This is a genomic window from Streptomyces chryseus, from assembly GCF_014650755.1.
GTDB lineage: Bacteria > Actinomycetota > Actinomycetes > Streptomycetales > Streptomycetaceae > Streptomyces > Streptomyces chryseus.
The window spans coordinates 1-25901 of sequence record NZ_BMVO01000042.1 but is presented as its reverse complement, the minus strand read 5'-3'; the positions used below and the strand labels follow the sequence as shown (position 1 = coordinate 25901).

Sequence of the window (25901 nt, the reverse complement as noted above, 5' to 3'; positions counted from 1 at the left end):
ACGAAGGAACGAGCAGGTCAGCGAACACGTCGTAGATCATTTACGGGACAACGCTTAGGTACAGCACGCGCCCTACTCGATGATTTGGTCTGCTCCGTTCGCGGGTCCTCAGCCGCGGAGTGGAGCTGCGAGCGAAGAGTGGGCTGACCTCTTGGCTGCTCGAGGAAGGTAGGTCACAATTGATTCTCACCCTGGTTCGTCCCTGCTCGAGTAGCTAAGCAGCACATGAGCGCCAGTCAGTGAGCGCGTGCGAGATGACGTGGGCACTTTCGGCCTGAACAGGAGAGGCGACACAGATTCGTGGGAAGTGCTCGAGACGATGTCGACTGACCCTAGTGAGCGCAGACCAGCTTCCTGGTGTCAGCCAAGCTCGAAAGTTTCTTCTGGACCCTGATCAGCCATCGATAGGGGTTTATCGTGACGGCAGCACCCAGTGTGGGAGACCACGTAGGCGATTTCGCCCTTCCGGGAGGTGTAGGCGTAGGAGCCTGTTTCGAGCGGCGAGACTTCACGCTGTGTCAGCAGCGGGGGAGCGTCTTAATCCTTGCCTTCTACCGGGGCGCCGACAGCAGTGTATGCGCGCAGCAAATGTGCTCCTACTCCAGCAGTCCCGATCTGTTCACGGACAGCGGCGCTCGGGTATGGGGCATCAGCCCGGAGAGTGTCGACAGCAGTGCGAGGTTCGCACTGAAGCACGGCCTCAGAGTTCCCTTGCTTTCCGACCCCGGACGACACGTCGCCCGGTCGTTCGGCGTGGAAACTCCCGGCGCCCAGCCTCGGCGTGCTGTATTCGTCATCGCGCCGGACGGCACTCTCGTGTGGAAGTACCTTGCCCTCTCGGAATCCTCTTTTCCGCCCCCAGCAGTGCTTGCCCGACACTTGGCGCGTGTTCAACGCACGTGAGCACGCCCTCCGGAACGCGACGCTGCTGTTAAGCAGGACATCCGAAGAACTGCCGAATGCGCTCGTGGAGCCGCCGGATGTACCTCTTGACTGACTGTCCCGGCCATGGAACAGAACTCGTTGAGCTGGCAGCTGGGTGAGGATTTTCTTGACCTCCAGCGCCGAGCCGCAACTCTGTGGCACTCGCGACGGTATGAACGAATGACAGTCTCCTTGTATGGCAACAGGCCCGAATGCGGTCGCCGTTCATGTCGTCAAGAGTTTCACAACCCCGGAACACCTTATTGCGTGTGAGTTGCAATAAGGTGGTGCTTCTCAAGTGGCCTAATGACTGCGTGTCGTGTCTCCATGGATTGTCTGCGCACCGGATTACGTCATCGGGTGCCTCCACCTGCGGTTTCTCTGACAGTCGCCATGCCCGACGCCGCCCGAGTGAAGAATGTTGCTCACGGCGTCCCGTTTCTCGTGATTACCTGCCGCTTGCGCATGTGATGCGTGGCGATGTGCACGACCGGCGAGGGCCATGCCCTCGTGGAAGCCGCCCGGACATGTTCTGATGTCCCGCCCGCTGGGTCGACCGAGTCACCGCCGTTCGCCTTGTGATGAACCCACGCTGCCCGCCACTGCCACGATCGGCGCCGGGCGGGTTCGCAGCCGAGAGGATCAGCCTTGACGTCCCTTTCCACGAAGCCCCGTAAGCGCCGTGTCCTCGACCAGTCGCTGGTCGTTCTGGGAGCCGGCGCACTGGCCACGGGACTGGCCGCGATGACGCTCGCACCAGGGACCAGCGCCGCCTCCAGTCACCGCGAAGCTCCCCTGATCGCGGGCGACCCGCGGGCGGACAACACGGACGTGTACGCGTACACGAGCCCGGACCGCCCCGACACGGTGACACTCCTCGCCAACTGGATCCCGTTCGAAGAGCCCAACGGCGGTCCGAACTTCTACCCCTTCGCGGACGACGCCCGCTACCACATCAAGATCGACAACACAGGTGACGGGCGCGCCGACGTCACCTACACGTGGCGCTTCAAGAACAAGATCCGCGACGCGGCAGATCAGTTCCTGTACAACACCGGGCCGGTCACCTCGCTCAACGACCCGGACCTGAACTTCCGCCAGTTCTACGACCTGACGGTTACCACCTCGCGGGGCACATCCACGCTGCTGCGCAACGTACCTGCGGCGCCGTCGCGCACCGGTGAGGCGTCGATGCCCAACTACGCGAGCCTGCGCGCGCAGGCCGTGCGCAACCTCCCCCGCGGCGGCAAGGCGTTCGCCGGGCAGGCGGAAGACCCGTTCTTCGCCGACCTGCGGGTCTTCGACCTCCTCTACGGCGGAGACCTGTCCAAGCGCGGCCAAGACACTCTGGCCGGCTACAACGTCAACTCCGTGGCGCTGCAGATCCCCAAGAAGCACCTGGCCCTGCGCGGCAACACGGCGCGCAACCCGGTCATCGGAGTGTGGTCGACGACCGAGCGCCGCGGGGTCAACGTCACCGACAGCCGCAACAAGAAGACGAACACCGGATGGCGCCAGGTGTCGCGCCTGGGCAACCCCCTGGTCAACGAAGTCGTCGTACCGCTGAAGTTCAAGGACGCCTTCAACTCGATCTCCCCGGACCAGGACCGCACCGTGCAGCCGGTCGTGGACAAGGTCTACGACCCGATCCTGCCCAAGCTCATCGAGAAGGTGTACGGGATCCCTGCGCCCCCTGCGCCCCGTGACGACCTCGCCGAGATCTACCTGACCGGCATCTGCGAGGCGTGCGGTCCCATCAAGGCAGACCTCAACGCCCACCGCCTGAACAAGGACGCACCGCGTGGCAAGATCGTGCCGGCCGAGGAGCTGCGCCTGAACATGGCCGTGCCGCCGAGCGGAGATCCGCAGCGACTGGGCGTACTCGCAGGCGATCTGGCGGGCTTCCCCAACGGCCGCCGCCTGGCCGACGACGTCATCGACATCTCCCTGCAGGCTGTCGAAGGCGCTGCCCAGACCGGCGAACTCGTCCAGGCGCTGGCCGAGGGCGACAAGGTCGACAGTAACGAGGTGCCGTTCGGGAACCGCTTCCCCTACCTGGCGCTGCCGCACACCAAGAACGTCAACAGCGGTGGGGGCGACGGCGTCCAGCAGACCGCGATGAACACCTCGAACGCCTCCGCCATCGGCGGAGTGGGCGCACTGCTGCTCGGCACCGGTGGGTTCCGCCTCTGGCGACGCCGCACCACCAGCTGACACGCACCGCCTGACCTGGTGGGCGGGGATGGATGGACAGCCTCGCCCACCAGGACGTCCGCTCAAAGCTGCAAACCCCGTCATCCGACTGAGGAGCATGTGTGCAAGGCCCGACCGCTGACCCCACACCTGCGCATCGCGGCCGCAGACGCCTGCGCAATACGGCGGTCGCCCTCGCCTTGGGTGCGGCCATCTTCACGGCCGGCGCCGTGGGCCTGTCTCCGGACCGTCCCTCTCCCACTGTCTCCTCCGCCTCACAAGGCCGACCTGGCCATGGAGGGGAGAGGGGTTCCGTCGAAGCCCTTCGGGAACACGTTCAAAGACTGCCCCGGGACCCCGTCGGGTGGGCCAGTCTCGGAATGGCCTACGTGCAACAAGCCCGCGCGACCGCGGACCCGGCCACCTACGCACGGGCACAGTCCGCGCTGCAGAAGTCTCTGAAGCTCCAGCCGGCCGACAACTATCAGGCTCAAACTGGCATGGGCGCTCTGCAGGCCGCCCGGCACGACTTCACCAGCGCCCTCAACTGGGCAAAGAAGGCCACAGCCAGCAATCCCTCGAGCCCTGCGGCCCACGGTGTGCTCGCCGACGCCTACACCCAGCTCGGACAGTACGAAGCCTCGTTCCGCGCCGTTCAACGCATGACCGACCTCAGGCCAGACGCCGCCTCACTCGCCCGCGCCTCGTACACGTGGGAACTACGCGGCGAGACGGCCCGGGCGCGCGAGTTGATGACCAGGTCACTTAAGGCGGCGTCAGCCACAGCGGACACGTCCTTCGCACACACCCACCTCGCGCTGCTGGCCCTGGAAACAGGTGACCCGACCACGGCGTTGCGGGAAGCGGAAACCGGGCTTCGCGCGGCGCCCCGGGACTCCGCGCTCCTGGAAGCACGAGCCCGAGCTCACGCCGCCTCGGGCAACATGCGCCAAGCCGTCGACGACTACACCGCCGCCATCGCGATCGCACCCCTGCCGCACTACCTCCTCGGGCTCGGCGAACTCCAGCAGTCACAGGGCCGGCGCGAACAGGCAGAAGCGCAGTACGAGCTGCTGCGCGCCCAAGAAAGACTTCGTGCCGCCAGCGGGGCCCCTGCGGATGTGGACGCGATCCTCTTCGAAGCCGATCACGGCAGGCCGCTCCGTGCCGTGGCCATGGCCGAAGCCGCATGTCGCACCAGGCCCTTCATCGCCGTGCACGACGCCTACGCCTGGGCCCTCCACAAGGCGGGGCGCCATGCGCAAGCCCTCGCACACGCCAACCAGTCTCTTGCGCTGGGTACGCGCAGTGCTCTGTTCCACTACCACCGCGCGAAGATCCACCAAGCTCTCGGCGATACGAACGCCGCCAACCGGGATCTAAAGCGCGCGCTGACCATCGACCCGCACTTCCACCCGCTGCACGCGCCCGACGCGCACACCACGCTCCGCAGAAACGACGCCACCCGATGAACCTGACCCTTTGCCGCGTCCTGACCGGCGCCGTGACGACGCTGCTCCTCTCCAGCGCTGCGCTCGCCACCGCCCAGGCCGCAGCCGCTCATCCCCTGGGAAACTTCACGGTCAACTACGCCACCGGGCTGACCCTTCATCCCGAACGCATCGACGCCGTAGTGGTCGTCGACCGGGCCGAGATCGCCGCCGCCCAGGAGAACCGACTTGTCGACCTCGACCACAACAACAGCATCAGCGCGCCCGAAGCCCGAACGTACGCGCATCGCAGCTGCGCACAGCTCGCCGGCCAACTGCAGGTGACCATCGTCGATGGCAGCCCGCTCACCTGGAACCGCTCCGGCGCCACACTGACCCACCACCCCGGTGAAGCAGGGCTCAAGACCAGCAGGCTGCATTGCGCCCTGACAGTCAAGGCCGATCTGCGAGCCCCCTCTGACCTCAAGGTGCGCACCACGTACGACAGTCGGCGAATCGGCTGGCGCGAGATGACGGCCCGCGGCCAAGGCGTCGCCCTCACCGACTCCGACGTCCCCGCCCGCTCGGTGACCGATCAACTGCGCCGCTACCCCCAGGACCCGCTGGCCGCCCCGCTTGACCAGCGCACAGCCACCTTGCGCGTCGAACCCGGACATGGCAACGCGGCCTCGGCCGTATACGAGTCCGTGGCCGGTACCGGCCCGTTGGGAAGAGTGCTGGGTAAGGTTTCCAGTGCTTTCGACTCGCTCGTCGGATCACGCGAACTGACCGTCCCCGTTGGGCTGCTGGCGCTCCTGCTCGCTGTAGTGCTCGGGGCCTCCCATGCCGTTCTACCCGGCCACGGCAAAACGATCATGGCGGCCTACCTTGCGGGACGCAGAGGAACCCCCAGGGATGCACTCACGGTCGGAGCCACCGTCACCGTCACCCATACGGCGGGCGTCCTGGTCCTCGGCCTCGCACTGCCTCTCGCCACCCACCTGGCCGGCGAGACCGTCCTGACCTGGCTCGGCCTGGCCAGTGGCCTCCTCGTCACGGCCATCGGACTATGGCTGCTGCACTCCGCACTGCTCAACCGACCCCTCCATCACCATCATCATCACCACGGCCACGCGCACCCTCACAGTGACCATCCCCACCACAGGGACGACCGCCACCTGGACGATGCAGGGTCCGGCCGGCCAGCCGTGGCTACCACCCCTGGACACCGGCATACCCACGGGGGAGTGCACGGCGACAGCCCCGTAAGCCTGCTGACCAGAGACGGCGTCCATCCCGCGCACCCGCACCAGGACACCGCCCCCGCCCCCTTGCCCCGCCCGCCCGAGAAAGCGACCCGTGGTGGTCTGATCGGCATGGGGATCGCAGGAGGGCTGGTACCAAGTCCGTCTGCCCTCGTCGTCCTGCTCGGAGCCGTCGCCCTGGGCCGCACAGCTTTCGGGGTTCTCCTTGTCCTCGCCTACGGTCTGGGCATGGCCGCCACCCTCACCCTGGCCGGCCTGCTCCTCGTACGTCTGCGCGACCGCATTGAGATCGACATGCGGACCGCTTCAGCGACCCGGTGGGCGCCGCTCAAGCGACTGGCCCGCCTGGGCCCGATCGCGACGTCCACCCTTGTCCTGATCGTCGGCATCGGACTCACGGCCCGCGCGGCCGTCGGCCCGTGGTGAGCCCCCTTCGCAGCACCGCTGGCGGGTTGCCCGCAATCCGTACGCGGGCGTTCACCCGGCGAATGCGCCATCTGGGCCATTCGGACCGACACAAGGGGTGCCCCCGAGCTTCCTGCTGAAGCCTGGGCCATAGACGCAGCGCCGTCCGGCGCGGTGAAGGAGACAGGACGCGATGGGAACAGGACACAACACATCGACACGAACAAGACGGCCAAGGTGAGCTTCCTGACCGTCTGATCCGGGGGTCAGGTGCGAGCGCCCCCACGCACCTGGCCCCAACCCAACAGCGAAACAGCCCTCCGGGAGACAACCATGCTTTCGCGCCCCCGTAGACCGCATGCAGCGGTAGCTGCCGCCGCCCTGTGCCTGCTGGCCACCGCCACCGGCTGCTCAGACAGCAAAGGGTCACCCGAGGCCCCTGCTTCCGCCGCCACCTCACCGTCCGTCCCGAAGGAGGCGCGGATCACAATCAAGGACTTTACGTTCAAGCCCGCCGACCTCACGGTCAGCCCCGGAGCCAAGGTCACGGTGATCAACGAGGACTCCTCCCCTCACACGGTGACTGCCACAGGCAGCAAGGCCTTCGACACCGGCAACATCACCGCGGGGAAGACGGTGACCTTCACCGCGCCATCCAAGACAGGCAAGTACGCCTACATCTGCACCATCCACCCGTCCATGAAGGGCTCCCTCACCGTGCGATGACCTCGCCACCGACGGCCAACGCCGGGAAGGGAAAGCCATGTTGTCAAACCCATTCGACTCCTCGCCTGACCGACCAGCCCACCGGTCCCTACGGACAGCAGCGCGTGTCCTGGCGGCAGTCGGACTGGCCGTGGACGCCTACATGCACGCCCACCTGGCAGACCGATACGACCTGATCAGCGCGACAATCAGCCAAGGCACACTCTTCCGGATCGAGGCAGCGCTCGCCGCACTCGCAGCCCTGCTCGTCCTGGCGTGGCGCCGCGCCCCGGCTGACGCTTTCGCCTGGCTGGTAGCCGCCGGAGGGCTGGCCGCTGTGCTGGTCTACCGATACTTGGACGTTGGCGAACTTGGGCCTCTGCCGAATATGTACGAGCCGATCTGGTTCAGCGACAAGAACATCGTCGTCATCGCACAGGCCCTGACCATCGCCGCCACCACAGTGCTCCTGCTCACCGGCCGGCGTCGCCGGCGCCGATTCGCCTGAGACGACGGCCGGCGGTGCCACTGTTGTCGCTGCTAATGGGCGCCGCCGCCGTACTCGGCGTGCTGCGAGTGCAGCGCGTGTTCTCGCTCATCCGCAGACGCAGGCGCGGAGAATGATACGCGGCGTATGTACGCGACGGTCTCCGCAATGAGCTCGTCGAACTCTTCGTCTGTCATCACCATTCAGCCCCTTGCCGCGGTGTGGTACCCCCATGGCGGGTCTGTCTCTCTTCAAATGTGATTCGTTGCGGCAGACGTCCAGGATTGGTGCCTTTGGCCGTCGGGCGAACCAGGAGCGGTCAGCAGCCGGTCAGGCAAGCTGCTTGTCCGCCACCGCATGTCGTGCGCTCGCGCGCCTCCAGGCTGAGACGGCACGTCGACGAAACGGACGAGGGCCGTGCATCGTGCATACAGATGTGTCGCTCGGCGGCTCGCTGGAGCGTGCGAGGAGACCGCTGCATGGCCCCCAGCCGGGGCCATGCAGCGGTCTCCTCGCACGCAGTGGTGCTATGCCAGTGGGGTCCCGATGGGGCCGGGGGTGTCGCCTACTTGGGCATGAGGACGGTGTCGACGATGTAGACGGTGGCGTTGGCGGTGGGGACGTTGCCGCAGACGACGTTCGAGGTGTCGTTGACCTTGTAGGACTCGCCCGAGCCGGAGGTGGTCAGCTTGCCCTTCTGCAGCGTGTCGTAGGAGCCGTTCTCCAGCTGCTTGGGGGTGAGCTTCTGGCCGACCACGTGGTAGGTGAGGATTTTGGTGAGGGTGGCCTTGTCGGCCAGGACCTTGTCCAGGTCCGCCTTCGGGATCTTGGCGAAGGCGTCGTTGGTGGGCGCGAACACCGTGATGTTCTCGGCGTTGTTGAGCGTGTCGACCAGTCCGGCCTTCTTGACCGCGGTGACCAGGGTCGACAGGGCGGGGTTGTTCGACGCGGCGGTCGCGACCGGGTCCTTGGCCATCCCGTCGAAGCTGCCCGCACCGTCCTTGGGGACTGTGGCGCATCCGGGGCCGAACGGCTTGTCCGTCATCGCGGTGTCAGCAGAGGGGGTCGACTCCTTCGGGGTGGAGGCGGCCGTAGAAGAGCCACTGTCCGACGCGGAGTCGGAGCTGTCGTCGGAGCAGGCGGTCAGGGCCAGCGGCAGAGCCGCGGCAGCGGTGACGGCGACGGCGGCGCGACGGAAACGAAGTGTGTTCATGAGGTCTCCTTGGGTGATCATTTGGTAACTGTCCGTAAGGGAGTTCGAAGAGGGGACTGGAGGGGCGGAGCGGTCAGTCGACGGTGACGACGACCGAGTGCCAACCGCTGGCACCGTCGGGGATGGTGCCTGTTCGCTTCTCGGTCTGTACGGCGCCGGTGCGGTCGGTGGCGCGCACGGTGAGGGTGTGGCCGCCGGGGGTGGCCTTCCAGGGGAAGGACCATTGGCGCCAGGTGTCGACGGTGGCCTGCGCGGCGAGGTCCGCGGTCTTCCAGGGGCCGTCGTCAACCCGGACCTCGACGCGTTCGATGCCCCGGTGCTGGGCCCACGCGACGCCGGCGACCATGACGGTGCCGGCCTTGGGCCGGGCGAACGGCTTGGGAGTGTCGATACGGGACTGGGTCTTGATCGGGGCCTTGCGGGCCCACTTGCGCTTGACCCAGTACGGGTCGTAGTCGTCGAACGTGGTCAGTTCGATGTCTTCGATCCACTTGCAGGCCGAGACGTATCCGTACAGCCCGGGGACGACCATCCGTACGGGAAAGCCGTGCACGAAGGACAGCGGTTCGCCGTTCATGCCGACCGCGAGCATCGCGTCACGGCCGTCCATGACGTCCTCTACCGGAGTGCCGAGCGTCATGCCGTCCACCGAGCGGGCCACCAGCTGGTCGGCCGGCCCGCCCCGCGAGGGCGGCTTCACGCCCGCCTCGCGCAGCAGGTCCGCCAGCCGTACGCCGATCCACCGCGCACTGCCCACGTACGGGCCACCGACCTCGTTGGACACACACGTCAGTGTGATGTCGCGCTCGATCAACTCCCGATCCAGCAGGTCCTGGAAGGTCACTGTCAGCGGACGCTTGACGCCCTTGCCGTGGATACGCAGCTTCCAGCTCGTGGCATCGACCTTAGGGACCACCAGGGCGGTGTCGACACGGTAGAACGTTCTACTGGGTGTAGTGAAAGAACTGACACCCGAAACGCGCAACTGGGCGCCGGCCGGGATAGGCGCCGCCGCTGAAGCAGGCTTGGGAAGCAGTACGCCGGCACGCGAGGCCACCGCGTCCTGGCCGCGACGGCTGTTCAGTGCCCGGCCCAGAGCGCCGGCACCGGTGGACGCGACCGCGGCCGCCGAGGCGGCGAGAAGGAACCCCCGACGGTCCCAGCTGCCGTCCTTGGCCTCTTGGGTTGCCGTCTGGTGCTGGGTTTTGAGCCTGCCGATCAGAGTGTAGAGGAGAGCGGCACCGACCAGAGCACCCACGAGCGAGGGCAGGCCGTCCGCGATGCCGGACGAGTCGGGGCGGCTCACGGCCGCCGCTGCACCGACCACCCCGAAGATCAGCACACCCGCCGAACCGATACGCCGGTAGCGCAGCGCCACGATGCCCAGCACGAGCCCGAGGGCGGCGAGCGTTGCGAGGATGCCCAGTTGCAGGACGAGTTTGTCGTCCTCGCCGAAGTTCCGGATCGCCCAGTCCTTCACCGGTGCCGGTGTACGGTCGATCGCCGCACCCCCCACCGCGGTGACGGGCCCCGCCTCGGGCCGGACCGCCGCCGACACGAGTTCAGCGACGGCGAGCGCAGCGTAGCCGGAGAGCAGGCCGCTGAGCGCGGCGAGCCCCCCACGGGCCAGGGTCGTACCGGAGATCCTCACGCCCCTCATTCGGAGCCGGCCCCCAACCGGATTGGTCCCTCGTCCAAGAAAGGTGAAGAACTTCCCTGGCTGAGGTCCGCCGTCACCGTCATCGAAGAGCCATAGGGGCCTTGACCTGCACCAACAGCAGGAGGCCGGGTATCGGGATCAGGCTGCCGCAGCAGAAGGAGATCCAGTGGGGGAGGTCAGCAGCAGCACGGCATTGCGGCGGGAGTCGCTCGGCCTCGCCCCAACGCCATGGCCGGTCGGTGGGCAACCTGCCTCACACAACCGTGAGTGAGTGCGAAGCGGCGCGGCCGCTTCAAGGGGACTTGCGTCGGCTGCGGGGTGCATGGGTGCGGTTGCCGCCGAGCTTGATGTAGAGGTCCCTCCAGCGGCGGTCGACAGCAGAGGCGCCCTGTCCGTCACAGAACGGCTTTCTCCCGTTGGCGGTGTAGTAGCGCATCATCCGCAGGATGGAGTGGGTGTCTGCGCCGGAACCCGCCATGTACTGATCTCCGGGCTCCTCCGTCTGGTGAACCCTGCAGCTCGGTGACGGCTCGAGCGTTTGTGTGTCGAGCGAGCCGGTCGGCGCAGCGGAGCAGCCGCTCACGACGAGCGCGGCCAGGAGGCCTGAGCACAGGGCTATCTGGCGGTCTGTCAAGGCGTCTCCGAGGGAATGTGCTGGCCGCAGTAGGTCGCGCCGAAGTCGGCTACTGGTAACGCGCGGACGGCGAGCACGGTCAGCCGTATGATTCGCGGCCGCGACTGAGGCAGTCGATCGTCTTGTCGCCCCCGGTCAGGCGGCGCAGGGAACCCGGCGGTGTGCTGCCTGGTGGCAGGTCCCTTCCAGGTCGCGACGCAGTCGTACCACACCGCGCTCGGCGCGCGCTGCCCTGGCGCAAGTTGTCACCCCCATGGGTCATCACAGTCATCGGGTCGGCTCCCGACGATGATGCGTCGAACCCCATTCGGCCCAATCGGCATTGCAGCCACTTCTCCCACGTGGTGTTCTGTGCCTAGCTCAACGTCACATTATGGGATCTTCTTCGCGTTAGGTACCCCTCTCAAGGCGAGACCTGGCGTGGGCTCATACATGGCGCGTTGAGCGTCCGTAGTTCTCAGCCGCCCCACCTCCAGTTGTCGGAGGGCTGCGGCTCTCACCGGAAACGGATGGACCATGCAGTCCTGCCACCTGTCACGACGAAAGCTCCCCGCCCGGCGGGCGGAGCGCACGCTAGCCACTGTCGGCACCCTTTCCCTGGTGACCGCGGCTGCCCTCACCGGCCTCGCGCCGGGCACCGGTTCCGCCTCGAGTCACCGCGAGGCGCCGCTGATCGCAGGCGACCCAAAGGCTGACAACACCGACGTCTACGCCTTCACCAGTCCCGACAAACCCGACACGGTCACCCTGGTGGCGAACTGGATTCCGTTCGAGGAACCCAACGGGGGCCCCAACTTCTACCCCTTCGCCAACGACGCCCGCTACACCATCAAGATCGACGGCGATGGAGACGGCAAACCCGACACCACCTACACCTGGAAGTTCACCGATCACATCCGGGACGACGAGAACCAGTTCCTGTACAACACCGGTGTCGTCAAGTCCCTGAACGACGAGACGCTGAACTTCCGCCAGACGTACGACCTGACGGTCACCGACGCGGCCGGAAACACCAAAACACTGCTCAACGACGCCCCGGCGGCCCCCTCGAACGTCGGCAAGGCGTCGATGCCCGACTACGCAGCGCTGCGCAAGCAGGCAGTCGTACCGCTGCCGAACGGCGGCCAGACCTATGCGGGGCAGGCGTCCGACCCGTTCTTCCTGGACCTGCGCGTCTTCGATCTCCTCTACGGAGGCAATCTTTCGGAGACCGGTCACAACACCCTGGCCGGCTACAACGTCAACACGATCGCCATCCAGGTGCCGAAGAAGGATGTGGCCCTCAAGGGGGACGCCACGCGCAATCCCGTCATCGGCGTGTGGTCCACCACTGACCGCCAAGGGGCAAACGTCATCGGTGCGGGCAGCAAGGGCAGTGAGAACGCCCAGGCCGAAGACAGCAAGGCTACTGACGAGGGCGCACCTGACAAGGGCGGTGAGAGCGGCGGCTGGCGTCAGGTCTCACGCCTCGGCAACCCCCTGGTCAACGAAGTCGTCGTACCCCTGAAGTACAAGGACGCGTTCAATGGGCTCACGCCGGACAAAGACAACACGGTCACTCCGGTCGTGGACAAGGTCAAGGACCCGATCGTCCCCAAGCTCGTGCAGAGCATCTACGGCATCCCCGCACCCGCCACACCGCGCAACGACCTCGTCGAGATCTTCCTCACCGGGATCTGCAAGGAATGCGGCCCCATCAAGGCGGACCTGAACTCGCAGAAGCTCAACGCCGACGCCGACAAGGCCAAGTTCGTACCCGCCGAAGAGCTGCGGCTGAACATGTCGGTCCCGCCCGCCGCCAAGCCCAACCGCCTCGGCGTCCTCGGCAAGGACCTGGCCGGCTTCCCCAACGGCCGCCGCCTCAACGACGATGTCGTCGACATCGAACTGCAGGCCCTGGAAGGCGCCGCGCAGACCGGCAAGCTCGTACCCGCGCTGGCTGCCGGCGACCGCGTGGACGCCCCCTACCGTCAGCCCGGCGACACCTTCCCCTACGTCGCGCTGCCCAACACCGCGGCCGTCAACCAGGCCGACGCCCTCCACCCCGACGGCGGAGTCGGCGCGGGCTTCGGCGGCACCGCCTTCGGCGACGGGTTCCCCGTGGTGCCCGTCATGGCTGTCGGCGGCGGCGCCCTGCTGGCCTGTGCCGGAGTCCTGGCCCTGCGCCGACGGCGTATCGGCGACGTATGACCAGCCCCGCCCCCATAGGTCGCCCGCCCACGATGCAGCAGGGCGGGCGACCGCGGCGTCCCCTGATCCTCACCCGCCGCGGCCGCACCGTCGCCTCCACAGCCCTTGCCGTCGGGATAGCCCTGGCCGCCGTCGGCACCACAGCGCTGATAGCAACGCCCGACGGGAAGCCGGCGCACGTGGACCTAGGCACCCTGCCCGTCCAACCAGGCTCGGCGGACTCGTCCGACACCGCTAGATCAGCGGCCCCTCCTACACGCATACGGATCACTCGCATCGGCCTCGACAAACCCCTCACCGGACTACGGGTGCAGCAGGACGGCCGCCTCGCCGTACCCAAGCACCCCACCGAGATCGGCTGGTGGAGCGACGGCCCCAGGCCGGGCGACTCCGGCGCGGCGGTAATCGTCGGCCACGTCGACTCGACCACCGGCCCCGGCGCGTTCCACGGGCTTTCCTCACTGCGCCCGGGCGACCGCATATCCATACGCCGAAACGACCGCAGCACCGTCGTATTCGCCGTCCAGGCCCTGCGGCAGTACGACAAGGACTCGCTGCCCGACAGCCAGGTCTACGCCACCACCGGACCACCGGCACTGCGGCTGATCACCTGCGGCGGCACCTACGACCGCCAGCGAGGCGAGTACAGCCACAACCTCGTCGTCTACGCCACCCCCGCGGGTGTCGGCTGATCGAGCCCACCGCCACCGGAACGAGAACCGGACCCTGCGCCTCCGTCGGCTGCCGCCACGCCGACGTCCTGCTGTCCGCCGCGGCCGTCACCGCCCTCGGCATGGCTCTGCTCCAGCCCGGGGACGCGACCCGGCAACCGGCGCGCGCATCGCACTCACAGCGTGGAACCGGACACCGCACCTGCGGCACCCCATGACAGTGAGCAACACCCTCCGGAAGACGGCTGGGCCGTACCCCGAAGCACCTCCGTCACGCTGGGCACCTCGAAGGACTCGACGCCCAGTCCGCAAGAGCAGCCACGGCGGTCGGCCGCTGGTCATCCCGGACGACATGCTGCACACCGTGCTTCGACGCCACGCGAGGGCAAGAAAGGTACGCGCGACCAATCCGCATCGGATACCGCGACGAATAAGGAGCAATCGGGAAAACTAACCGAAAGCGGATCCGGTCTCTGGCCGGTGACCCCCGGAAGGGGATGCATCGCGATGACAATCAAGCGCTCAGCCCGTATCACCGCCCTCATGGCACTGCCCGCTGCCTTCACCCTCGCCCTGGCCACCCCAGTACTGGCCCACGACGGGCAAAGCGGCTCCCAGGGTCAGCACGGCCGGGATTACCGGGTCGACCTGCGGCAGTTGAACGACTCGGGTGCCAGCGGCACCGCGCTGCTCAGCCTCCAGGGCCGGCAGCTCACTGTGAAGATCAACGCCCAGGGCCTGGTCCCCGGCCAGCCGCATGCCCAGCACATCCACGGTTCAACGTCTGGGCACAACTTCCATTGCCCCGACACCAGCGCGGACAAGAACGGCGACGGCGTTGTCACCACCACAGAGGGCTTGCCCGCCTACGGTGACATCAACATCTCCCTGACCACCAGGGGCGACACGTCGAAGGTGAGCGGACTCGCTGTCGACCGGATGCCGGTCGCGGACAGAAACGGCAACGTGTCCTACTCGCGCACGATCACCGTCTCCCAGGCAGTGGCGGACAACATCACCAACCTTCACGTCGTGCAGCACGGCATCGACCCGAACGGCAACGGAAAGTACGACTTCGGCAAGGGCAAGAGCGAGCTCGACCCGAAGCTGCCCCAGGAAGCCACCGCTCCTGCGAGCTGCGGCATGCTGCACAGCTCCACCGGCTCTGCACCGATGAGTCACGGCTAACCCACCAAGGGGGGAGAGAGGGCGCAGGGCGGAAACACAGCATGTGGTCCGACGCGATCTGCTTCACGCGGAGCGTGCATCCGCCCCACACGGCGCCCCGATGGCCTCGACACTCGCCAGAGTGTTGGGGCCGTCACTCGGCCTGCCTGAGGACGGCGTGCTGACGTTTGCCCAGCGCAGGTTCTCTCAGTCCTGGCGAGCTCCGCTGTGACCGGCCAAGAGGCGGCTGTGAGGCACTGAGCACCAGCAGCCGTTGCCGCCTGGCCCCTCCGCTCGCTACCTTCATGGACGAGCTGCCCACCGGTCTTACGGGCGATCACGCCGACGACGTCAGGATGGTGCGGCAAAGCGGGGGGAGATGCCTGTGGCCGCGCTCGGCGGCAATACCTGCGGTGCACGGGGGAACACATTGTGGATCAGGTAGCACCTGCTGGTCGGCAAGCTCCGGTTGTTGAGGGCTCGGTTGCGTGGGCGGGTGTGGCGTATGACGGGAGTCTTGAGTCGATCGGGGACGCGCGGCGATTCGTCGCTTGGGTTTGATCCGCTTTGACGGACATTCGAGATCAGGGGTTCGTCCCCCGGGAGGATGCCCATCATGGAGAGCATGGGGAAGAAGAAGCCTCGCCCTCGTCGTTCGTTCACGTCGGAGTTCAAGGCCGAGATCGTCGAGCTGTGCCGGCGTGGTGACCGCTCGGTCGGTCAGGTAGCCAAGGACTTCGATCTGACCGAGACCGCGGTGCGGGACTGGGTCGAACAGGCCGAGGTCGACGCGGGCGAGCGAGACGGACTGACCAGCAGCGAGCGCGAGGAGCTGGCCGCGCCGCGGGGGGGAGAACCGCCGCCTGCGCGCGGACGTCGACATCCTCAAGCGGGCCACGGCTTTCTTCGCGAAGGAGACCCGGTGACGGTGCACCCGTTCATCGAGGCGGAGAAGCAGAGCAACCACAACGTCAGGTGCGCGTGTGTACTGCTCAAGGTCTCCCGCACCGCCTTCTACGCCCGGAGCAACGGCACTTCCGGCCCACGCGCGCCGCGATCTGGAGCTGACCGAGAAGATCACCGAAGCCCACGAGCACTCCCGTGGCACCTACGGGGCCCCGCGCGTCCATGCCGTCCCGCAACGCGGGGGCGAAGGATGCGGACGGCGCCGCGTCGCCAGGCTGATGCGGGACGCTGGACTTCAAGGCCGTCACCGCAGGCGGCGACACGTGACCACCCTCCCCGACCCGCGGGCCGCCGCCAGGCCTGACCTCGTCGGGCGCGACTTCGCACCCGACGCGGCCGCACTCGACATCCGCTGGTGCGGCGACATCACCTGTATCCCGACCGATCAGGGCTGGCTCTGCCTGGCCACCGTCATCGACATCGCCTCCCGCCGCGTCGTCGGCTGGGCAACCGCCGGTCATCTGCGGACCGACCTGGTCGCCGACGCCCTCAAGAGCGCCTGCCGACGGCGCCGCCCCACTCGTCCGGTGATCTTCCACTCGGACCGCGGATGCCAGTACACCAGCCAGCAGTTCGCTTCCCTGGCAGCCGAGTTCGACATTCAGCTGTCGGTCGGCCGCACCGGACAGTGCTGGGACAACGCCCTCGCCGAATCCTTCTTCGCCACGATCAAACGGGAACTGCTCGGCACGAAACCCTGGCCCAGTAGAACTCTCGCCCGCACCGCGATCTTCGAGTGGATCGAGAGCTGGTACAACTTGCAGCGGCTGTACAGCAGCCTCGGCTACCGCAGTCCCGCCGAATACGAGACCGCACTCGCAGCCTGACCACCACACCAACGGTGCCCGTCAAAGCGGAGCAAGCTCACCTTCGCCCGCGACCAGCGCCTGCACCTGGTGAACGGTCGCTGCTGGGGGAGTGGGCCGGCGGATCGGAGCCGCTGTGGGAGCTGCTGAACCGCATCCCGCCACCGCGACGACCAGCGTCATGGAACTACAAAGGCCGCTCGGTCGCCTGCTGCCCTCCGTTGGTTTCCAGGCTCGTCTGCGCCCGGAGCACACGCCAGTCTGTCTCAAGCGATGCGGCATGGCCGGGGCTGCCGAGGTCGCCTGTTCCACTGCTTCTCTTGCACCCTGCTGCACAAGACCGCCCGCCTGTGAAGGCCCCTTCCTCCGGTCCGTGAGTCGCTCACAACGCCCCCTTGTCCAGCGCGCGGGAAGGAGGCGCGAGGTGGCTGTTCGGAAAAGATTCCCAGGGCGGGCTGCAGAGCCCCAAGAGCATTCAGTCCACAAATAACTGCAGCAGTCGCATGTGATTGACCCGACGGAGATCACCGGAGACTCTTCCGGTACAAGAGCGAAGCCTCCCGGCGCTGCGCCGCCTGCATCGGCTCGCCACTGAGGTTGGACCGCGATGCGAGAGGTCCGTGGCGGGGGAATCCGGCCATTGAGGCAGGACGAGCCTGGGCGAAAGCGCGGCGGCAAGAGCCGAGTGCGCCCCGGCGGCTCCGCTCGGCTCCCGTCGGCGCGCCCTTCTCCCCATGCCTGCTGCGCGCCGTTCATGGGCAGTTGGAAACGTTTCTTCATCCTTGCACAATCTCAGTCGGTAGACGGTTCTCCCTTTCAACCAACCTCATGACCTGTGCCGCAGTCATCTGACCACATTCGCACTTTACATATGATCCGAGTTTCTCTAGCGGCCTTGTCATGGCATCCGCTTATGCAGATAGCTATGGCCTGCGTCCGTTTTCTCGCTCAGGGCTCCCGATGGGCGCCTGGGCAGGGCGGCAGTGGACTGGCATCCGGTTCGCCGCCGGCCAGGGAGGCGGTCGTGACACCTGTTACGTGAGGAGAAGTCGTGAAGAAGGCTTACGAGGCACCGACACTCGCCCGGCTCGGGATGTTCCGGAAGAAGACCGGGCTCCTGGGGAGCTCCGGCAACGACCGGCTGATCCTGAGCAAGAACTGAGGTCCGACGGTTCTTGACTCGACGTCATGACTGATCTGCACGAGAGTGCGGGGGCGGGCCCCGGCGACGCGCACTTCGCGGTCTTCACCGACTGCCAGGACGCGGCCGCCGTGGCCCGCTCCCTCTCCCTCCCCGGAACACGCATCCTGGAGCACGCCTCGGGCCGGCCCTGGCTGGTGGGGCAGTGGCACGACCAGGACATCGTCACCGTGCGCGCCGGCCACACGGCCCTCGCCGTCATAGGCTGCTGCCCGACCGACGCCGCAGAGCTCGCGCGCCATGCCGGGCGGCTGCGCGACCTCGCCGAACTCGACGCGCTGGCCCGCGCTCTTCCCGGAAGCTTCCACCTGGTGGCCACGCTCGACGGGCGGCTCAGGGTGCAGGGCACCGCCTCCGGTCTCCGGCTGGTCTTCCATGCCCCCGTCGCCGGCGTCCACGTGGCCGCCTCTCGCGCCGACGTACTCGCCGCCGCGCTCGGCGCCGCCCCCGACGAGGAGCAACTGGCCGTCCGGCTGCTGTGGCCAACCCCCCATCCCCTCGCCGAGGCACCCATGTGGCGAGGCATCACCTCCGTCGCCCCGCACGACGCGGTGATCGTGGCGGCGGACGGCCGAAGTGTGCGCCACTCACAGTGGTGGGTACCGCCGGAGCCGGTACGCACGCTCAACGACGGCGCGCCGCTGGTCCGTGATGCCCTGGCAACGGCAGTGGACGCCCGTACCCGGCAGGGTGGCGTGATCAGCTGCGACTTGTCCGGCGGGCTTGATTCCACCTCCCTCTGCTTCCTCGCCGATCGTTCGCCGGCCAGGGTGGTGGCCAGCACCTGGCCGGGTCGCGACCCGGCCGACACGGATCTGTACTGGGCCGAACAAGCGGCCCGGTCCCTGCCGGACGTCGAGCACGTCGTCTGGGACGCCGATGCCTCGCCGCTGGTCTACACCGACCTCCTGGGCATCGACGACCTGCTGGACGAGCCGACGATCGGCGTCATGGACCGCTCCCGGGTCCTGCACCACCTGCCCGGCCTGGCGGAGAGGGGCAGCCGCCTGCACATGACCGGCATCGGCGGCGACCACGTGGCCTGGTGCTCGGAGGCGTACTACCACCGCTTGACGCGGACCCGCCCCCTGTTTGCCCTGCGCCAACTGCGCGGGTTCCGGGCCCTGTGGCAGTGGCCACTCGGCGGCACGGTACGCGCCCTGGCCGACTCCCGGCCGTACGGGAAGTGGCTGGCCGACTCCAGCAGCCGGCTCAGAGACCCACTGCCCGCCACCGTCAGCACCAGCCTCGGCTGGGGCATGCCCCCTCGTCTCTTCGACTGGGTCACCCCCCAGGCCGAACATCTGGCCCACAAGTCACTGCGCGAGGCGGCCGCACACGCGGTCCCGCTGCACCCGGACCGCGGCCTGCACGCCGATCTCGAACAGATCCGTTCCTGCACCCGCATCATCCGCCAGTGGGACCGGATGGCTGCCCGGGCCGGCCTGCCGATGGCATCGCCCTTCCTCGACGACCGTGTCATCGAGGCGTGTCTCGCCGTTCGCCCGAGCGAGCGCGTCACGCCCTGGCAGTACAAACCCCTCCTGACTGCCGCGATGAGCGGGATCGTCCCCGATGCGTGCCTGCGGCGCACCAACAAGGCCGCCGCTTCCATGGACGCCGCCAACGGACTGCGCGAGCACCGCGCCGACCTGCTGGCGCTGTGGGAGGGCTCCCGGCTTGCACAGCTCGGCCTGGTCGACGCAGCCGCCCTTCGCCGGCTTGCTCAGCGACCGGCCACGCCCGAACTGCGTGACGCCGTCCTCTACTCGACCATCGCCGCCGAAGTGTGGTTGCGCAGTCTGGACCGCACCTGCGGCCCCAAGGCGCCCGCCGCCTCCCCATGACAGACAACTGCCCCAGCAGGAAGGCACCCGCATGGCATTGAAGTTCGCCACCGACGTATCCACGGCACAGACCGACTACGGCACCGTCCTCTTGGACGAGCGCGCCGGGGAGTACTGGGAGCTGAATCCCACCGCCACCTTGGTAGTCAAGGTACTGATGGCGGGTGGTGACGAAGCCGATGCGGCCGCCGCGCTCGCCGACGAGTTCGACGTCGACCTCGCCCAGGCGACGCACGACGTCGAAGCCCTCGTGCGGGAACTGCGAACGTCCGGGCTGGCCGGATGACGACCCCGAGCGCCTTGGAACGCCCGAGCGGCGTCCCCTTCGCACGGCGCATGACCGCACGTGCCGTCCTGCTCCCCGCCGCCGCGCTCTCACTCCTGCCGCCCCGCCGGATCCGCGCCGTACTCGACGTGGCACGCCGCGGGGCCCGCCCGGCCACCGCCGCGCAGGCCAAGAACGCGCGGGAGGCGATGTGCGCCGTGAGCCTGCGCTGCGCGGGCCCGAAGGGCTGCCTGCCCCGTTCCCTGGGGGCCGCGCTGCTGTGCAGGCTCGGCGGCACGTGGCCGACCTGGTGCACGGGGGTACGTGTCGTACCTCCCTTCACCGCGCACGCCTGGATCGAAGCCGACGGGCACCCGGTCGACGAAGGGGTGCCCGATGACTACTTCACCCGCCTGATCGCCGTCGCCCCCACGAGCCGGCCGACGGGCCGATGACCGACGGCCACGTCGTGAACGGCGAGAAGACGCCGACGGGTGGCGACCGCTCGACCCGGGCCGCGGTCGCCACCATGTACCGGCTCACGACCGGGCACCGGGCTTCCGTCGTCGTGGCCACCATGCTGACCCTGGTCGGCTCCGCGCTCGGTCTCGCGCAGCCGCTCGTCGCCAAACACGTCGTGGACGCGAGCGGACACGGACAGATGCTGTGGCCACTTCTGCTGCTCCTGGCCGTGCTGTTCGTCACCGAAGCGGCGACCGGAGCGGTGGGTCGTTTCGTTCTGGAGCGGATGGGTGAGGGCGTCGTACGAGGACTGCGCCACAGCATGGTGGCGCGGCTGCTCCGCCTGGAGATGAGGGAGTACGACCGCCACCGCAGCGGCGACCTGATCTCCCGGGTCACAGCGGACTCCACCTTGCTCCGAGAGGTCGTGTCCCAAGCGCTCGTCGATCTGGTGACCGGGGCGCTCGTCGCAGCCGGCGCGATCGTTCTCATGGTGTGGATCGATCCTCTGCTGCTGCTCCTGGTCGCCCTGACCGTGACCGCCGCCGCGGCAGTGGTCGCCTCCCTGCTCAAGGGCATCCGCGCGGCCTCCGAGCGTATGCAGACGTCCGTCGGGGCGATCGCCGCAGACCTGGAACGCGCCCTGGGAGCCCTGCCGATGGTCCGGGTTCACCGGGCCGAGGACCGCGAGGCAGCCCGTATCGGAGAACGCGTCGAAGCTGCCTACACCGCGGGCGTACGCACCGCGAAACTCGCTTCCGTGATGAGCCCGGCGGTCGAACTGGCCGTCCAGGGATCCTTCCTGATCGTCCTGGTCATCGGCGGCCTGCGGGTGAACGGCCAGGCCAACTCCCTCGGCGACTTGGTGGCCTTCCTGCTGTACGCCTCCTACCTTGTCCTGCCGCTGTCGTCGGTCTTCCGCGCGGTCGGCCTCATACAGCGGGGCATGGGCGCCTACCAGCGCATCGAGCATGCTCTGTCCCTGCCTGCGGAGCCGTCGCCAACTCGGCCGCCGCCTTCCCGGACACGTACACGTACACGCGAACCGGACCGGCGCAGAGGGCACCACGAGGGGGCCGCCCTCGCGCTGCGAAACCTGAGCTTCGGATACACCGCGGACCGGCCCGTACTGCACAGCGTCTCCTTCACCGTCCCTCACCGGCGCCAAACAGCCCTGGTCGGCCGCTCGGGTGCCGGCAAGAGCACGATCTTCGCCCTGGCAGCCAGGTTCTACGAACCCGACTCCGGAGCCCTGCTGTTCGACGGCCGGCCCTCCACCGAACTGAGCCGCGCGGCCTGCCGTGAACACATCGCCGTCGTCGACCAGAGCACGCATGTCGTCCACGGCACACTTCGCGACAACATCACCTACGCCGCACCCGACGCCACCGACGCAGAAGTGCGGCGCGTCGTCGAACTCGCGCAGCTCGAAGAGGTCGTGCGGCGACTCCCGGGCGGCCTGTCGGGCATGCTCGGCGAGCGCGGTGGCACCCTCTCGGCCGGCGAGCGCCAGCGCATCGCGCTGGCCCGCGCCCTGCTCGCCCGCCCCGCGCTCCTGCTGCTCGACGAGCCCACCTCCCACCTCGACACCATCAACGAAACCGCGCTCACCACCGTCATGAAAGACGCCGCCCAGGAATGCGCCCTGCTAGTCATCGCCCACCGGCTCTCCACGGTCCAGCACGCCGACCAGATCGTCGTACTAGACAACGGCCGCACCGTCGCCTGCGGGCCTCACGAGAAACTGCTCACCACCAGCCCCACCTACCGCCAACTGGCCGCCGGACAAACGCTCCGCTCGGCCGACACCTCGCCCCCTCCCGTGACAACCGCCCGCCGCACCCCGCCCGGCCCTCTGTGACCGGGGGCGGACCGCCGGGAATCCGACCTCTCCGGCCTGGGCCGCTGTGGTGAGGCGTTCGGTGCGGCCCACTCCACGATATCGATCAGCCAGTACGCCTATGCCCTGCTGATCCCGGGCTCGCCTGGCGCGCACTGGACCCCTCCGCTGCGGTGGTCAGTGCCGTTGAGCGCGAAGTAGCGCAGGGCTGCGAACTCCGAGTCGACCCAGTTCAGCCAGGCCCTAGGTGTTCTGTCCACGGAGGTTGGTGACAGCGATCACTGAAGAGTGATCTTGAATGAGTGGGGGCCTTCCGGGTTCGGTGTGGATTGCGACATCTCCACCGAACGACGAAAGGCCCTCGTGCCCCACCGTAATGCACCCCTGACCGAGACCGGACGACCGAGCCTGGCCCGCTGCGTGGTCGAGGACGGATGGCCCCCGCGCCGGGCCGCCGAACGCTTCCAGGTCTCACCGACCACCGCCCAGCGCTGAGCCGACCGCTACCGGACGTTCGGCGAAGCAGGCATGAGCGACCGCTCCAGTCGCCCGCGCACCAGCCCGCGCAGGACCCCGACCCGCACTGAGCGGCGCATCATCAAGGTCCGTGTCCTGCGCCGCTGGGGGCCAGCCCGCATCGCTCACTTGCTGCGGCTGGTGCCCTCGACCGTGCACCGTGTGCTGACCCGCTACGGCCTGGCCCGCCTCACGCACTTGGACCGGGCCACCGGCCGCGTCATACGCCGCTACGAACGTGACCGGCCCGGCGAACTGGTGGGCCGCCAAGCGGGCCGCGAGAGCCGCTCGAACGCCGGCTACAGCTACCTGCACACCGCGGTCGACGACCACTCCCGCCTCGCCTACAGCGAGATCCTCACCGACGAGAAGAAAGAGACCGCCACCGGCTTCTGGACCCGCGCTCAGGCGTTCTTCACCCAGGCCGGGATCACCGTCGAGCGGGTGCTGACCGACAACGGCTCCTGCTACCGCTCACGCGACTGGCGCGATGCTCTCGCGGCAGCCGGGATCGCCCACAAGCGAACCCGGCCCTACCGGCCGCGTCCCCAACCTCACAGGGCAATACACCTAGGCCGGCAGGAGAACCAGCTCGATGTCGTTGTCGGCGGCTCATGTGCGGACTTCGGTGTGCTTGTGCGTGGCGAAGTCGTCCAGCACACATACAGCTTTTCGCCGGGCCAACAGGAGCGCAGGACCTTGAGCAGACCCAGGAACTCGCGCCACCGCTTGCGTCGGTGGATCCGGTAGTAGAGCTTCCCGGTGGTCAGGTCGAGGCGGCGAGCATGTGCATCACGCCGCCGTACCGGTTGTAGGTCGCCCGCAGTCGGCGGGGCCTGCTGGCCTGACGCCACGTTCTACCCTTGCGCGGCTGAAGGTTCAGCGGGCCGAACTCGTCGACGCAGATCACTCTCCCGTCCGTTGGCGGAGTGTCGTAAAGCGCCAGGACACGATGCATCTTGGCGATGAAGTCCGGGTCGGTGGACGCCTTCCAGGTAGTGGTCGTCTGCCAGGAGACGCCGCCCTCGCGCAGGATGCGTCGCAGGGTCTCCCGGCTGATCGCCGGCACCACGTGCCATTCGACCAGATGGGCGGCGAGCTTGGCCAGGCTCCAGGTGGAGAACGCGGCGATGGTCCAGTCCGCGGGGGACGTCCGGGCGATCAGACGGATGTGCTCACGCACCCGCTCACCGATCGTCTTCGGGCGTCCCCCGCTCCATTTTGGGGCCAGCGCGTCGAACTCCCGCTCGTTGAACGCGTGAATCGCATCGCGTACGTAGTCCTCACCGACCTGCATCAGCGAGGTGATGTCCCTGACCGCCTGGCCCTGCGCGGACATCAGCACCACGATGGCCCGGCGCAACCTCACCGGATCCTTGGCGGTACGGCTGAGCCGCTGCAGCCGACGGCCCTCCTCCATGCTCACCGGCCGGACGAACACACTCGGTTGACGCCCCACGACCACTGCCAAGATCAGGTCCTGGAGACAGTCTCCTCACCCCTGAACAGCACGTCGAATACCCGGCCGACGATGCGAGCCGAGCCACTAGCCGCCTGAGCACGGAGAATCATGCCTCGCAGTGCCGTCCCGGCATGCCGCGCTCACGCGCCCGCTGGACGGCTGCCAGACCGGTGCCCCCAGCTGTGACGAGGGGTGAGGCGGCCCGGCGTACCATCCCCAGCCGTTGTTGCTCGGGGCGTTGCTGCTCACCGTGCAGGGCGTTGAGGACCAGTACGCCCGCGGTCAGGGCGGGCACGGCCCATTGCAGCAGGGCGAGCTGGCGCTGCGCCTGGTCAAGGTTGACCGGGTGCTCCGCGGCCATCTCGGCGTCCCTGGGGTCCGGGGACGAGGCGAGCTCTACCTTCTTGCCCAGGACGCGGGTGTAGGCGGTCGCGGCCAGGGCCGCTCCCGTGAGCGCCAGCTTGGCCACAGTGGAGGCGCCCACACCCTGCTGGTAGGCCACCCGGGCGCTGTTCGCACCCAGCAGGCCGGCCCCTCCCGCCAGGTGAGCGCCGATCGCCGCTGCGCTCACCGGCGTCCAGGCCGCCCAGCCGACGCTGGCGATACGCGCGGTGGACAGTTCATCGTCCCCAGTCTTCCTCGCCGCCCCGTTCAGGCCGATGGCACCCATCAGGGAGCCACCGAACCAGGCCGCCAGCCCAATGTCGTGCAGGCTGCGCAGGGCCGTATTGCGTTCTGACATTCGAATCCTTCCAAGGCTCACGCCCCGCGATCAGGGCACCGCAACCAGCCTCAGCGCGATCACCGGCACAGACCACACAGGGCGCGCACACGGGCTACCAGCTCAGTCCAGGCCGCTATCGCAGGACGAGCCCGCGGTGCTTCGGCGGTGGGGGTGTGGCGTGACTGAAATGGGCAAGGCGTGAGAGGGCAGGCGCCGGGTCGGCTGTGCTGACCGGGCGGACACGGTGGAGAGGACTGAGCTGGTGAAGGATCTGCTGCAAGGGTTCCGCAGCTTCGTGCTGCGCGGGAACGTTGTGGACCTGGCCGTCGGGATCGTCGTCGGCGCCGCGTTCACCACGGTGGTCAACGGCTTCGTTAAAGCCTTCCTTACTCCTCTTGTGGGCCTGGCCACCGGGGCGACGGGCGACTTCAGCCGCAAGACGTTCACGATCGGCCAGACCGTCTTTCCGTACGGCAACTTCATCAACGCCATGATCAGCTTCCTGCTCATCGCCTGCGCGCTGTACTTCCTCGTCGTTTTGCCGGTCAACAAGCTCCACGAGCGTTTCGCCCCGCACCACGACGTCCAGGCAGACAAGCGGGACTGCCCCGCATGCCTCAACCCCGTCCCTGCCCAGGCGTACCGCTGCGGGCATTGCACCAGCGAACTGACGTCCCCAAGCGGAGCACCCGACAGCACCACACTCCCGCCAGGCCCTCGAGCACATGTCTGACATGAGCTTTCTCGAGCGCTTCCAGCTCTAGCCGCTCGACTAGACCAGAGACCTCACCAGAGCCAGCGGTTGGGCTAAGAAGCTGTTGTCTTTCCGAGAGTGACGGGTGCGTTTCCGCTGTTCAGGTGTAGTGGG

At 67.9% G+C, this 25901-nt stretch carries 20 protein-coding genes and 3 pseudogenes; 18 read left to right on the top strand and 5 right to left on the bottom strand.

The features are described from left to right. Positions 1-417 precede the first annotated feature (417 nt). From IE185_RS31610 to IE185_RS31585, 6 genes are all read left to right on the top strand, one after another. The gene (locus IE185_RS31610; protein WP_138897983.1) at positions 418-903 is read left to right on the top strand and encodes a peroxiredoxin family protein; all 486 of its coding nucleotides are present in this window, start codon (positions 418-420) and stop codon (positions 901-903) included. A gap of 669 nt (positions 904-1572) precedes the next feature. Beyond that, on the top strand, positions 1573-3138 hold the full coding sequence (locus IE185_RS31605; RefSeq protein WP_138897984.1) for a DUF4331 domain-containing protein: 1566 nt from the start codon (positions 1573-1575) through the stop codon (positions 3136-3138). Positions 3139-3497: 359 nt separating this feature from the next. Then, entirely contained in the window at positions 3498-4589 is a 1092-nt protein-coding gene (locus IE185_RS31600) for a tetratricopeptide repeat protein (RefSeq protein ID WP_229843807.1), read from the top strand. Further along, positions 4586-6238, top strand: a complete 1653-nt coding sequence (locus tag IE185_RS31595) for a nickel/cobalt transporter (protein ID WP_189716470.1) — start codon at positions 4586-4588, stop codon at positions 6236-6238. The genes IE185_RS31600 and IE185_RS31595 overlap by 4 nt, the downstream gene beginning before the upstream one ends. 312 nt (positions 6239-6550) lie before the next feature. After that, positions 6551-6943, top strand: coding sequence for a cupredoxin domain-containing protein (locus tag IE185_RS31590; RefSeq protein WP_138897536.1), 393 nt, complete (start codon positions 6551-6553; stop codon positions 6941-6943). Positions 6944-7073: 130 nt separating this feature from the next. Further along, positions 7074-7430, top strand: a complete 357-nt coding sequence (locus IE185_RS31585; RefSeq protein WP_229843806.1) for a hypothetical protein — start codon at positions 7074-7076, stop codon at positions 7428-7430. Between the two features lie 544 nt (positions 7431-7974). Here the strand turns inward: IE185_RS31585 and IE185_RS31580 are convergent. The 3 genes from IE185_RS31580 to IE185_RS31570 form a co-directional block, all read right to left on the bottom strand. Next, positions 7975-8622, bottom strand: coding sequence for a fasciclin domain-containing protein (locus IE185_RS31580; protein ID WP_138897534.1), 648 nt, complete (start codon positions 8620-8622; stop codon positions 7975-7977). A 73-nt stretch (positions 8623-8695) separates the two neighbouring features. Beyond that, a complete protein-coding gene (locus IE185_RS31575; protein WP_138897533.1) occupies positions 8696-10282 on the bottom strand; it encodes a molybdopterin-dependent oxidoreductase in 1587 nt (528 codons plus the stop codon). A gap of 292 nt (positions 10283-10574) precedes the next feature. Then, positions 10575-10760: a hypothetical protein gene (locus tag IE185_RS31570; protein ID WP_138897532.1), complete on the bottom strand. Its 186-nt coding sequence runs from the start codon at positions 10758-10760 to the stop codon at positions 10575-10577. 672 nt (positions 10761-11432) lie between these two features. Between IE185_RS31570 and IE185_RS31565 the strand changes: the two genes are divergently transcribed. The 11 genes and pseudogenes from IE185_RS31565 to IE185_RS31515 form a co-directional block, all read left to right on the top strand. Then, complete coding sequence (locus IE185_RS31565; RefSeq protein ID WP_138908789.1) at positions 11433-13106, top strand: DUF4331 domain-containing protein; 1674 nt, start codon at positions 11433-11435, stop codon at positions 13104-13106. Further along, the gene (locus IE185_RS31560) at positions 13103-13798 is read left to right on the top strand and encodes a class F sortase (RefSeq protein WP_189716468.1); all 696 of its coding nucleotides are present in this window, start codon (positions 13103-13105) and stop codon (positions 13796-13798) included. The genes IE185_RS31565 and IE185_RS31560 overlap by 4 nt, the downstream gene beginning before the upstream one ends. A 486-nt stretch (positions 13799-14284) precedes the next feature. Further along, positions 14285-14953 (top strand): annotated as a pseudogene (locus tag IE185_RS31555) (hypothetical protein); the annotation flags it as partial. Positions 14954-15551: 598 nt separating this feature from the next. Beyond that, positions 15552-15734 (top strand): annotated as a pseudogene (locus IE185_RS34090) (transposase); the annotation flags it as partial. Between the two features lie 193 nt (positions 15735-15927). Next, on the top strand, positions 15928-16737 hold the full coding sequence (locus IE185_RS31545) for an IS3 family transposase (protein WP_138896892.1): 810 nt from the start codon (positions 15928-15930) through the stop codon (positions 16735-16737). A 1030-nt stretch (positions 16738-17767) separates the two neighbouring features. Continuing rightward, a complete protein-coding gene (locus IE185_RS31540; RefSeq protein ID WP_138896893.1) occupies positions 17768-17878 on the top strand; it encodes a keywimysin-related RiPP in 111 nt (36 codons plus the stop codon). A 26-nt stretch (positions 17879-17904) separates the two neighbouring features. Next, complete coding sequence (locus IE185_RS31535) at positions 17905-19764, top strand: lasso peptide isopeptide bond-forming cyclase (protein ID WP_138896894.1); 1860 nt, start codon at positions 17905-17907, stop codon at positions 19762-19764. A 31-nt stretch (positions 19765-19795) separates the two neighbouring features. Beyond that, entirely contained in the window at positions 19796-20050 is a 255-nt protein-coding gene (locus IE185_RS31530; protein ID WP_138896895.1) for a lasso peptide biosynthesis PqqD family chaperone, read from the top strand. Continuing rightward, entirely contained in the window at positions 20047-20484 is a 438-nt protein-coding gene (locus IE185_RS31525; RefSeq protein ID WP_138896896.1) for a lasso peptide biosynthesis B2 protein, read from the top strand. Before IE185_RS31530 ends, IE185_RS31525 begins: the two co-directional genes overlap by 4 nt. Then, the gene (locus tag IE185_RS31520; protein ID WP_138896897.1) at positions 20481-22352 is read left to right on the top strand and encodes an ABC transporter ATP-binding protein; all 1872 of its coding nucleotides are present in this window, start codon (positions 20481-20483) and stop codon (positions 22350-22352) included. Before IE185_RS31525 ends, IE185_RS31520 begins: the two co-directional genes overlap by 4 nt. 342 nt (positions 22353-22694) lie before the next feature. Further along, a pseudogene (locus tag IE185_RS31515) lies at positions 22695-23393 on the top strand (IS481 family transposase); the annotation flags it as partial. A gap of 220 nt (positions 23394-23613) precedes the next feature. Here the strand turns inward: IE185_RS31515 and IE185_RS31510 are convergent. Both IE185_RS31510 and IE185_RS31505 read right to left on the bottom strand, forming a co-directional pair. Continuing rightward, a complete protein-coding gene (locus tag IE185_RS31510) occupies positions 23614-24267 on the bottom strand; it encodes an IS630 family transposase (RefSeq protein WP_229843808.1) in 654 nt (217 codons plus the stop codon). A 148-nt stretch (positions 24268-24415) separates the two neighbouring features. Next, a complete protein-coding gene (locus IE185_RS31505; RefSeq protein WP_138898815.1) occupies positions 24416-25051 on the bottom strand; it encodes a hypothetical protein in 636 nt (211 codons plus the stop codon). 253 nt (positions 25052-25304) lie between these two features. Here IE185_RS31505 and mscL point away from each other — a divergent pair, with 253 nt between their 5' ends. Then, positions 25305-25766, top strand: coding sequence for a large conductance mechanosensitive channel protein MscL (gene mscL / locus IE185_RS31500; protein ID WP_138898816.1), 462 nt, complete (start codon positions 25305-25307; stop codon positions 25764-25766). The last annotated feature ends 135 nt before the right edge of the window (positions 25767-25901 follow it).

Excerpts from the sequence above, each read along its gene's own strand:
- IE185_RS31505 (WP_138898815.1), bottom strand. The coding sequence starts at position 25,051 with ATGTCAGAACGCAATACGGCCCTGCGCAGCCTGCACGACATTGGGCTG.
- IE185_RS31570 (WP_138897532.1), bottom strand. The coding sequence starts at position 10,760 with ATGGCGGGTTCCGGCGCAGACACCCACTCCATCCTGCGGATGATGCGC.
- IE185_RS31600 (WP_229843807.1), top strand. The coding sequence starts at position 3,498 with ATGGCCTACGTGCAACAAGCCCGCGCGACCGCGGACCCGGCCACCTAC.
- IE185_RS31565 (WP_138908789.1), top strand. The coding sequence starts at position 11,433 with ATGCAGTCCTGCCACCTGTCACGACGAAAGCTCCCCGCCCGGCGGGCG.
- IE185_RS31510 (WP_229843808.1), bottom strand. The coding sequence starts at position 24,267 with ATGGAGGAGGGCCGTCGGCTGCAGCGGCTCAGCCGTACCGCCAAGGAT.
- IE185_RS31575 (WP_138897533.1), bottom strand. The coding sequence starts at position 10,282 with ATGAGGGGCGTGAGGATCTCCGGTACGACCCTGGCCCGTGGGGGGCTC.
- IE185_RS31590 (WP_138897536.1), top strand. The coding sequence starts at position 6,551 with ATGCTTTCGCGCCCCCGTAGACCGCATGCAGCGGTAGCTGCCGCCGCC.
- IE185_RS31520 (WP_138896897.1), top strand. The coding sequence starts at position 20,481 with ATGACCGACGGCCACGTCGTGAACGGCGAGAAGACGCCGACGGGTGGC.
- IE185_RS31535 (WP_138896894.1), top strand. The coding sequence starts at position 17,905 with ATGACTGATCTGCACGAGAGTGCGGGGGCGGGCCCCGGCGACGCGCAC.
- IE185_RS31595 (WP_189716470.1), top strand. The coding sequence starts at position 4,586 with ATGAACCTGACCCTTTGCCGCGTCCTGACCGGCGCCGTGACGACGCTG.
- IE185_RS31525 (WP_138896896.1), top strand. The coding sequence starts at position 20,047 with ATGACGACCCCGAGCGCCTTGGAACGCCCGAGCGGCGTCCCCTTCGCA.
- IE185_RS31560 (WP_189716468.1), top strand. The coding sequence starts at position 13,103 with ATGACCAGCCCCGCCCCCATAGGTCGCCCGCCCACGATGCAGCAGGGC.
- IE185_RS31580 (WP_138897534.1), bottom strand. The coding sequence starts at position 8,622 with ATGAACACACTTCGTTTCCGTCGCGCCGCCGTCGCCGTCACCGCTGCC.
- IE185_RS31530 (WP_138896895.1), top strand. The coding sequence starts at position 19,796 with ATGGCATTGAAGTTCGCCACCGACGTATCCACGGCACAGACCGACTAC.